The following is a 10,699-nucleotide window of genomic DNA, read 5'->3' on the forward strand; positions in this document are numbered from 1 at the left end:
GTGCCGAACCGTGCGCGCAGAGTTCGTACAAATGCGATCATTCGATCGTGACCGATCCGCACGCGTTCCTCGCGAACTTCGAACAGCGCCTGCAGCAGGCCCAGGAACAAGCGACCGCCGTCCAGACGGCGTTCCGCGAATCCCGCACCGAGGCCCAGAGCCCTGACGGCTCGGTCTTCGTCACCGTGGGCTCCGGCGGCCGGATCGAGTCACTCCAGCTCACCCCGCGCGCCGACGACCTCGGCCACACCGCCCTGGGCCGCACGATCATGGACACCATCCGCCGAGCCCAGGTCGAGGCAGCCCGCAAGATCGAGGACACGGTGCGCCCGATCCTCGGCGACGGCGAGGGCATGGCCTTCCTGCGCGAACAGGTCGAACGGGGCATCGCCGTGATCGACCCGGCGGGCACCGTGGAGGAACCGAAGCCGGCACCAGGCCGTCCCGCACCACCCAGGGGCGATGACGACGACTTCGGCGGGAACTCGGTGCTGCGATGACGGGCTTCGCGGCACAGTCCGAGGCCATCGCGGCCCACGGCAAGCAGATCGTCGGACGGCTCTCCCCGTCCCTGCAGGAGGTCGCCTCCGCCTCCCAGGTGAGCTTGGGCGCCAACGCGATGGGTGAGCTCTGCCAAGCGTGGTCGTGGATCTTCGACGACGAACTGGACAAGGCGAAGCTGCTCCTCGCCGAACTGCCCAAGGCGTTCGAGGCCACCGGCGACGAGCTCTGCTCCACCGCGGAGACCTACCAGCAGACCGACGAGGGCAACCGCGACGCACTCCGGGGAGTGCACGGATGATCAAACGCATCGCGATCGCCGCGGTCCTGTGGGTCGTCGCCCTCTACCTCGCCCAGGCGGGTCCCCGCTTCTTCAACGGCGAGGCGGGCTCCGGCGGAGAGACCATGGGCTACGCGGAGAACATCTCCTGCTCCAGGAACTGGTGGGCGTTCGGAGCGCTCTGGCGCTGCGACGCCACCATCGTCTCCAACGAAGGCGAGCGTTTTCACTACAGCAACGGGAGTTCCTCGCTCACGCCGGCCGACATCGGCAAGCGCGTGCCGATGACCACCAATCTCGTGCAGTTCAGCAGGTCCTACGCGGCCACCGAGAGATGGGCCCTCGCCGAACGGCGCGAGCCCGTCAAAGCCCTCGCGGCGCTCAGCATCGTGATCCCAGCGGCAAGCGCGTTCCTGATCACCCTCCGCATGTTCAGGAAGAAGAAGCCTGGCGGTGCGGAAGGACGAGAGCAGCCTCGACCGACCCTGGAGACGAACCCGTGAGCAACCCGTTGATCGCCAAGAAGAAGGACGACGACGACAAGTTGTTCGCCGGCGCCGGCTTCGCCGACACCGGCGAGGACCTGGTCAAGCACTTCACCGAGGGCCAGAACATCGACCCGGTCGCCCTCGGCATCGACAGCGCCGCGATGGTCCTCGACGTCGCCGGTCTCCTCACCGACCCGCTCGGCACACTCGCCTCGTCCGTCGTCGGCTGGATCATCGAGAACGTCGGCTTCATCCGCGAACCCTTCGACAAGCTCGCGGGCGACCCTCCCGCCATCGAGGCGGTAGGCAACACCTGGGAGAACATCGCCAAGCGCCTGAGCGAGGAGGCCACCGCCTACAGCAACCAGGCGAAGTCGCTCGCGGACTGGACCGGCGACGCCGCCGACGCGTACCGGACCCGGTGCAGCACCCTGGTGGCCCAACTGGAGGGCTCTTCGGCCGCAGCGTCCTCCGCGGCGAACAAGATCAAGGTGGCCGGCGCGATCGTCGCCGCCACCAGGGCGTTGATCCGCGATCTGCTGGCCGACCTCGCAGGCACCCTGCTGATGTGGGGCATCCCGGCCGCCGCGTCGGCCATCCCCACGGCCGGTGCCTCGATCGCCGCGTTCATCACGCGCGCCGTGACCAAGGCCGTAGAGATCGGCACCAAGATCGCGAGGTTCGTCGCCAAGCTGTTCAAGGCCCTCGACAAGCTCGGCTCCCTGGCGAAGAGCGCGGGCGACGCCATGCGCAGGCAGGCCGACGAACTGGCCGCGCTGAGCAGGCAGATGCCGAACAGCCGCTACGGCAACCAGCGCGCGGCGGAACTGGCATCCGACTCCGCTACGAAGGTGTCGAGAGCCGACACGCTCGACAACGTCGGCGAACGACTCGGCAACGCGAGCAGGCGTGTGCAGGACGGCGTCGACAACGCGATGAACAAGGTCGACGACCTCGCCCAGCGCACGAGCCGGAAGGTCGACGACTGGGCGAACCGCGTGAAGGAGAACGGCCCGGCGCGCAAGCAGAAGGTCAGGGACTTCTACGAGAAGATGAACCAACCGCCGCTCACCACGCGCAGGGAGAACCTGGGCGATCCCACGCACTGGGGCGGCCGCACGGGCGACCACGTGGACGCACCCATGACGAAGGGCGTGCTCGACGGCCAGAACTGGGTGCGTGCCGTGGCGAGCCGGGACATCAGCCACCTGATGCCGCACTACGGCGACCTGATCCACCCGGCGAAGGAGCTCGGCAAGGAGATGAACAAGGCGATGGGCGGCGACGATCAGCAGAACCCCGAGCACAAGAAGTGACGAAGCGGATCGCCATCGACACGTCAGTCCCCATGCAACGCCTGGGCCAGCTCGACTTCGTGCCCACCCGCGAGTCGTTCACCCCGGCTCCGTCGCCGACCATGGGCGCCGTCGTGCTGATCGGCGCCGGCATCTGGTGGCAGGACAGCCGTTCGCGCCGTCAGAGCCCGCGGGCCGAAGTGCGCCGCCTCCGCAGGCACGTCCGCTGGTACGTCGGAGCGGGCCCCTCGCCCTCGCGGGAGCCCACTGCACCTACGGCCTGATTATCGCCGCCCGCGCCGTCATCTGGCCCCAACCCACCGAGGGCACCGGTGTCGTGACGTTCTGCGACCGCGACTGGCGGTACCTAGGAGCGTCCTGGAGCTGCACCGTCACCATCACCCCGGACACCGGCGGCGAGCTCGTCCAGACCATGAGCCACTCGCAGTTCACTGCCGCGGACGCAGGCACACGCAAACCGGTCACCTTCAAGGGATCTACGTGGGAGTCCGTCGACCAGCCCTACGAACACGAATTCGTCAAGACGCTGATGATTCTGCTGTTCGCCGGAGGCATCACCCCTGCTCGCCAAGCCGTTGTACGACAAGTCGCGGATCCACCGCGAGAGCGTGCTGCGCGATCCGCGAGGGGCCGCCGAGACACTCAAACAACTCGACGAACTGAGCGTCAAGGCACGAACCCAGATCACCAACTGGGCGAAACTCGCGTCGCTGTCGACCGACAGCACCGGAGCAATTATCAGGACCGCCCAGAAGAGCATCGAGTTCATCCGGAGGACGATCGAGGAACACGAGGAAGAGCAGTACGCCGCCTTCGCTCGGAACACCAATATCGATCCGGTCTTGACCGAACTCGAAGACATCCTCAACGGCAAAGTCGGCGCAGCTGTCTCTGCCGACGAGTTCGATGATCTTGTGAAGCAGGGCAACGAGCGGGTCGCGGCCGAGATTCCGCCGGGGTTCTCCGACGTCAAGCGCAAAGGCGAGTAGGGCGCGTACGGCGACTACCTCGCGTGGGAGCAACTTCTTCAAGAAGCGAGAGTCAGCAAGCGCGATGTGCTGTTCGTGACTGCCGACAGCAAGCCGGACTGGTGGAGGATGACTTCCCGTGGTGAACTCCGAGGCCCGCATCGCGACCTGGTGAAAGAACTGCACGAGCGCGCCGGCACGCGGCTGTTCATGATTCAGCCCGACCAGCTGTTGAAGTACGCCAAGTCCACACTTCAGGTCTCGGTCGACGAAGGATCAGCGGCGTTCGTCGACCAAATCGGCAACTCACTTGCGGACGACGAAGACCTGCCTACCGGCGACTGGGGCGCCGAGGCCCTGAAGGACCTCCTCGTGCGCCTCGACTACGAGGCACCTGTTCAGGCCAAGGCCATTCGAGTGGCTGCCACCAAGAATGGCTACATCAGCCGCAACGAAGTCTATGCATTGGGCGACTACGATCCGAATAGACAACTTAAGGGATTCGTACGCCCGGCAAAGAGGATCGTCCAAGAGTTTCGCGACAAGGGAGTCGTGCCAGAAGAAGCGGTGGATGTCCTCGCGACCGAGTACGATCACACTAACTTCGGGTGGGCATCCGGGTTCACGCTCTCCGAGCAGCTGATCCCCTTGCTTGTGCCCTGACCGCCACCCACCTGCAGACCTGAAAATATCGAAACCGAGCCAGTCCCCAAGCTGCCAGCCATTTAGGATTTCACGTTTCACACCGAAACGAACCGGTGCGCATACCCAGGCATCCTCCTACTACGAACTGTAACGCAAGCCGTACGACTGCCGACATGCAGGTCAGCGACAGGAGCAGCGATATCTGCCATATGCCAGCGCGCGGGCCGGATGTGGCGTAGAACTTGTCGTGCACAGGTTACGGAGAGGTCGAACGGTGCCAGCTGACCCAGAAGTCATTGCAGGACGGTTCCGTCTGGCGGGACCCATCGGCGCAGGCAACATGGGTGAAGTTCACCGTGCCGAGGATCTGCAGGCAGCTGAGAGAGCTGCGGACCGGATAGTCGCGGTGAAGCTCATCTTGCGAAGCCGTCTCGGCACGGTGTTCAACTCGGCATTCGACACCAACGTGGTCGAGCGGTTCAGCCGCGAGGTCCGGATCATGCGGATGCTTAACCACCTGAACCTGCCCAGGACCATCGACGGCGGCGTGGACCAGTCAGGACACCCCTACCTGGCGATGGAGTTGCTCGACGGGCGGACCTTGGCCGATCTCGTATCCGAACAGCCGCAACTGCCGGTCTCGTGGGTGGCAGCACTGGGCGCGCAGATTGCCAACGGCCTGTCAGCAGCCCACGCCGAGAACGTTGTTCATCGTGACCTCAAGCCGTCCAATGTCATGGTTCTGCGTGGCGGAACCGTGAAGGTGCTCGACTTCGGTATGGGCCGAATCGTCGACGACATCGACGAAGGCCGGCTCACAAGCACTGGGGTCACGGTCGGCACTGCCCGCTACATGGCACCTGAGCAGTTCCGCGCTTCCACGGTGGGACAAGCGGCAGATCTGTACGCCCTAGGCTGTGTCCTGTTCGAACTTCTCGCCGGCGTGCCGCTGTTCCACAGCGCGTCTTCGCACGAGCTAGGCCAGAAGCATCTCGAGGAAGCACCTCCTCCGGTCCAGCTGCTGCGATCAGACGTTCCAGAGGAACTGGCCATGCTCATCGAGAGGTTGCTGGCCAAGGCACCCGCTGATCGACCCGCCGATGCCGTCACCGTTCGCGAGACCCTGCTGCCGCTGGCAGTAGGTGAGGAAAGCGTCCGCGGCTGGCACGATTTCAACCCGGTCACTCGGCGTCCCGAGGTTCGCGAGATGAAGCCCACGATCGACGAGAGTGTTCCGGAGACCCGGACGGCCTCATCCGGCATGGACGTCTTCGGCGTGCACCGCAAGCTCATCAAGGACTACCGGGCCTTCACCGAGGGCGGCACGATCATTCGCGACGAGCGGATCGCCGGGTTCGTCAAGAAGGACCTGGACGCGAAAACCCAATGGCCTGACCCGTGGCTGTCGCTGAACCCGTTCTTCGACTCGGCCGGCACCGTGCTCGAGCTGGCGAACCAGGGCGTGCTGCACGAGGAATGCGCTCGCATCTTCCAGGCGGAGAAGACCGAGGGCGGCACGGTGTGTGACGGCCGCCCGTTGTCACTTCACCGGCATCAGCGTGAGGCCGTCGACGCCGCTCAGTCCGGTGAGTCCTATGTCCTCACAACGGGCACCGGTTCCGGCAAGTCGCTGTCCTACATCGTGCCGATCGTCGACAAGGTCCTGAAAGACCGGCGCCGAGAGGGTGCCGATGCCACCAAGCGAGTTCGCGCAATCATCGTCTACCCGATGAACGCCCTGGCCAACAGCCAACTGAAGGAGCTCGACAAGTACCTGCTCGACGGTTACGGAAAGGGCCGGGAACCGGTCACCTACGCGCGCTACACGGGGCAGGAGTCAGACGAACGCAAGAAGCAGATCCGCGACAACCCACCGGACATCCTGCTCACGAACTACGTGATGCTCGAGTTGATGCTCACCCGGCCCGACGACCGGCGGTCACTAATCAAGATGGCCAAGGGGCTGGATTTCCTGGTCCTCGACGAGCTGCACACCTACCGCGGCAGGCAGGGCGCCGACGTGGCGCTGCTCGTTCGCCGCGTGCGCGAAGCATGCCAGGCTGATCGGCTGCAATGTGTGGGCACATCCGCCACGATGTCGACCGAGGGAACAGCCGAAGAGCAGCGCGAGGTGGTCGCGGAAGTCGCGAGCACCCTGTTCGGCGTCCCCATCAGCCCCAAGAACATCATCGGCGAAACGCTCATACGCGCCACCGGCGAGGCCCCCGAGACCGTGCCCGCCGAACGCCTCCGAGCACCTGACGCACCGCGCGCGTATGCAGATCTGGTGGCTGATCCACTGGCCCGCTGGATCGAAGCGCATTTCGGTCTCACCACCGATCCGTCGGGCCGTCTGGTCCGCCAGAAGCCTGCCAAGATCGAAGTGGCGGCCGCTGCACTCGCGCACGACAGCGGGGTGGACGAGGAGACCTGCGTCAAGGCGATCCGCCGCACGCTGGAGGCCGGTGCGGGGGTCCGTCATCCAGTCACGAAACGCCCGCTGTTCGCCTTCCGCCTGCACCAGTTTCTGTCCAAGGGCGACACAGTCCTCGTCACGCTCGAAGACAAACAGACTCGGCACCGAACGCGCGACTATCAGCTGGTGCAGCCGGGTACGGACGGAAAGATCCTGCTCCCACTGGCCTTCTGTCGCGACTGCGGCCAGGAGTACTTGACTGTCTGGCGGACGACGAGGGACGGCAGAACCTTCTACGAACCCCGCCGGGACACCGCAGCATCCGGAGGGCGAGCAGGCGACGGATACCTGTACATCGACTCCGACAGTCCCTGGCCAAGTTCGCCCGAGGACGCCAGGCGGCGACTGCCGGAGTCGTGGCTGGACACCGACGACCACGGCAACGAGTTCGTCAAAGACTCATACCAACGAAGGCTTCCGCGCGCCATCACCGTCGACCCCTACGGCAACGAGGGCCGAGGAGAGCTGACGGCCGCGTTCATCCCGGCACCGTTCCTGTTCTGCCTCCATTGTGGAGTGAGCTATGAACAGGTCAGGGGCAAGGACTTCGCCAAGCTCGCCACACTCGACCAAGAGGGCCGCTCCTCCGCGACCTCACTCGTGTCGACCTCCATCGTGCGGTCCCTCAAGGAGGTTCCCGCCGAGGCGCTCGACAAGAAAGCCCGCAAGCTGCTCACCTTCGTCGACAACCGGCAGGACGCATCGCTGCAAGCGGGCCACTTCAACGACTTCGTGCAGATCATCCAACTGCGCGGTGCTTTGTACCGAGCAGTGCTCGAAGCGGGCGAAGACGGGATCCAGCACGAGGAAATGCCGTCCCGCGTCGCGGTCGCGCTCGGCCTGGAGTCTGCTGACTATGCGGGTACGGCGGATCTTCCTCCATCGCTGGCTCGCAACGCAGCCAAGACACTGCGGGATGTCATTGCTTTTCGCCTCTATCTCGATCTGGAACGGGGCTGGCGCATCACAATGCCCAACCTCGAGCAGACCGGCCTGCTGCAGATCCACTACGCCGATCTTGACTGGGTCGCGGGCAAGGACGAGCTGTGGTCCACCAGCCATCCGAGTTTGCGCGATGCGAAACCTGGCCGTCGCGCCGAGATCATGAAGGTCCTGCTGGACGAGATGCGCCGTGCCCTGGCCATCGACGTGCAGTACTTCAGGGAGGACTTCGACACTCTGCAGCGAGCAAGTGAGGAGCGCCTGGTCGACCCTTGGGTGCTGTCATCGAATGATCGCCCCAAGGTGGGCACCGCCTATCCGCGGCCCTCTCGGCCCGGCATGGACCGCTCGGGCTTGTTCCTGTCCGGCCGCGCCAAGTTCGGCAAGTATCTCCGGCGGGTGCACTTCAAGGATCTTTCGACTGACGATGCCCAGCAGGTCATCGCGGACTTGCTGAAGGTCCTCGCCGGCAACCGGTTGGTGCACGAGATTGCTGTGGCGCCGCAGCAATCGGGTCGCTTCCGGCGATCAGCAGGATCCACCATCACCGGCTATCGAGTCTCGGCGGCTGCCCTTGTGTGGAAGGCGGGAACCGGTGAGACCGGCGTTCACGATCCACTGACTCGTACCTACGCCGCCGGTGAAGGCCCCAGGATCAATACGTTCTTCCGCGACCTCTACCGCAACACCGCCGGGGCACTAGGCGGACTCACCGCCCGGGAGCACACCGCTCAGGTCGATCCCGAGGAACGAGAGCGGCGCGAGGAAGCATTCCGCAAAGGCGAGCTCAAGCTGCTCTACTGCTCACCGACCATGGAACTGGGTGTGGACATCTCGGAGCTGAACGCCGTGATGATGCGCAACGTGCCGCCCACGCCCGCCAACTACGCGCAGCGCAGCGGTCGTGCCGGCAGGTCGGGACAACCCGCGCTCGTGACGACGTACTGCGCCACCGGCAACAGCCACGACCAGTACTACTTCCGGCGCTCGGATCGGATGGTCGCCGGCGTCGTCGCGCCGCCTCGCCTCGACCTCGCGAACGAGGATCTGGTGCGATCTCATGTCCAGGCCATCTGGCTGGCCGAGTCATCGCTCCGGCTGGGGCAGGCCATCCCTGGCATTATCGACGTCAGCTACCTGGACGACGCGCGCACGCCCAACCCTTCGTTGTCGTTGCACGACGACATCATTGCCAAACTCAACGACACAAGCGCGCGGGAACGTACCGCTTCAGCCGCACGTCAGGTGTTCGGCGGGCTGCTGGACCAGTTCACGGCCACCACGTGGTGGCACGACCAGTGGATCGAGGACACCGTCCGCACCGCTCCTCAGCAGTTCAACTCGGCATTCGACCGGTGGCGCGGGCTGTTCAAGGCGGCCCTCGTCGATCAGGCCGAGCAGAACCGCCGGGTATTGGACCACACGCTTTCCGAACGCGACCGCAATATCGCTGTCGGCCGCCGCAGGGAGGCGGAGACCCAACTCAACCTGCTCAAGAACGAAAACGCGGACAGCAAGTCGGTGTTGTCCGACTTCAACCCGTACCGGTATCTCGCCAGTGAGGGGTTCCTGCCCGGCTATTCGTTCCCTCGCCTGCCGCTCGCCGCGTACATCCCCATGACCGGCCGCGGCTTCCGCGACGGTGACTACCTCCAGCGGCCCCGTTTCCTTGCGATCCGCGAGTTCGGACCCGGCGCGCTCATCTATCACGAAGGCGCCCGCTACCAGGTCACACGAGTTCAGCTGCCACCGGACGAGGCGGGCAACGTCGTGACGACATCCGCCAAGCGATGCGCGGCTTGCGGATATCACCACGACCCACGGGATCGTCACGACAAATGCGACATGTGCAATGAGCCGTTGCGGGAGGAGTTGTCCGGCCTGCTCCAACTCCACACCGTCTACACCCGTCGACGGGAGCGGATCTCCTCAGACGAGGAGGAGCGCCGCCGTGCGGGTTTCCGGCTGGTGACCTCGTACCGGTTCCGTGACCACGGGCTGCGGCCCGGCCGCAGAGACGCCATCGTCTCCGACGGCAGCGGCGCGCTCGCCAGGCTGACATATGGCGATTCCGCGACCGTGCGCATCACCAACACCGGTCGGGTGAGGGCCAGGGAGGACGAGCCGCCGGGCTTCTGGTTGGACCCCGCCGACGGCCGCTGGATGAGCGAACGCGACGCAGCGGATGCGTCGGGGGACTCCAGCGAGATGCCCGTCATCGACGCCGACGGCAACGAGAGCCGTCGTAGGAAGCGCGTCCTGCCCTATGTCGAGGACCGGCGCAACATCCTTGTGGTGAAGCTGACCGAGCCGATCCCCGAACCGATGGCACTGACCCTGATGTACGCGCTGGAACGCGGCATTGAAGCGGCGTTCGAGCTGGAGGACTCCGAACTCACCAGCGAGCTGCTGCCGCCCGATGACGGCCCCCGCGACCGCATGCTGTTCACCGAGGCCGCGGAAGGTGGTGCTGGTGTGCTGCGGTTGATGCAGTCCGAACAGGACGCGCTCGCGCGTGCCGCACAGTTCGCTCTGGCCATCTGTCACTTCGACAGTGACGGCAACGACCTCAAGGGCCCGCATCCCGAAAGGCCTTGCGCGCGAGGCTGCTACGAATGTCTGCTCACCTATGGCAACCAGCTGAACCACAGTGCGATCGATCGTCTCTCTGTGCGGGACCTGCTGGTGCGCCTTGCGAACGGACAGTCGCTCACGACCGGCAGGGACGAGTCGCGCACGGAGCAGCTGGCCCGGCTCACAGCGCAGGCTGACAGCACGCTGGAAGGTGACCTGCTGTCCTGGCTCAAGGAGCGAGGCCTCCGGCTTCCTGACGAGGCACAGACCTTTGTCGCCGAAGCGGTCGCACGGCCGGACTTCGTGTATCGCTTGCCAGGGGTCAACATCGCGGTCTTCGTCGACGGGCCGGTCCACGACCATCCGTCGGTCGCCGGACGCGACGCCGAGGCCGAAGGACGTCTGACCGACCTGGGCTGGGAAATCGTGCGGTTCCCGTACGACGCGGACTGGACGACGATCGCGAACCAGTACGAGCGCTACTTCGGGCGTGTGGCCGTCTGACGATG

The 10,699-nt window shown here is 65.2% G+C and carries 6 protein-coding genes and 1 pseudogene; all 7 read left to right on the forward strand.

Translation table 11 applies throughout. The features are described 5' to 3' along the window. Positions 1-47 precede the first annotated feature (47 nt). The 7 genes and pseudogenes from ORI60_RS15490 (at position 48) to ORI60_RS15520 (ending at position 10,694) form a co-directional block, all read left to right on the forward strand. Entirely contained in the window at positions 48-500 is a 453-nt protein-coding gene (locus ORI60_RS15490) for a YbaB/EbfC family nucleoid-associated protein (protein WP_266037952.1), read from the forward strand. Next, positions 497-802, forward strand: coding sequence for a type VII secretion target (locus ORI60_RS15495; protein WP_266037953.1), 306 nt, complete (start codon positions 497-499; stop codon positions 800-802). Before ORI60_RS15490 ends, ORI60_RS15495 begins: the two co-directional genes overlap by 4 nt. Beyond that, positions 799-1,284, forward strand: coding sequence for a DUF6346 domain-containing protein (locus ORI60_RS15500; RefSeq protein WP_266037954.1), 486 nt, complete (start codon positions 799-801; stop codon positions 1,282-1,284). Before ORI60_RS15495 ends, ORI60_RS15500 begins: the two co-directional genes overlap by 4 nt. Further along, positions 1,281-2,585, forward strand: a complete 1,305-nt coding sequence (locus tag ORI60_RS15505) for a WXG100 family type VII secretion target (protein WP_266037955.1) — start codon at positions 1,281-1,283, stop codon at positions 2,583-2,585. Before ORI60_RS15500 ends, ORI60_RS15505 begins: the two co-directional genes overlap by 4 nt. Further along, the gene (locus ORI60_RS15510) at positions 2,582-2,848 is read left to right on the forward strand and encodes a hypothetical protein (RefSeq protein WP_266037957.1); all 267 of its coding nucleotides are present in this window, start codon (positions 2,582-2,584) and stop codon (positions 2,846-2,848) included. Before ORI60_RS15505 ends, ORI60_RS15510 begins: the two co-directional genes overlap by 4 nt. Before the next feature lie 345 nt (positions 2,849-3,193). Beyond that, a pseudogene (locus ORI60_RS15515) lies at positions 3,194-4,216 on the forward strand (PIN-like domain-containing protein). A gap of 322 nt (positions 4,217-4,538) precedes the next feature. Further along, positions 4,539-10,694, forward strand: coding sequence for a protein kinase domain-containing protein (locus ORI60_RS15520; protein WP_416234410.1), 6,156 nt, complete (start codon positions 4,539-4,541; stop codon positions 10,692-10,694). The last annotated feature ends 5 nt before the right edge of the window (positions 10,695-10,699 follow it).

It is taken from the genome of Lentzea sp. NEAU-D7 (assembly GCF_026242055.1).
GTDB lineage: Bacteria > Actinomycetota > Actinomycetes > Mycobacteriales > Pseudonocardiaceae > Lentzea.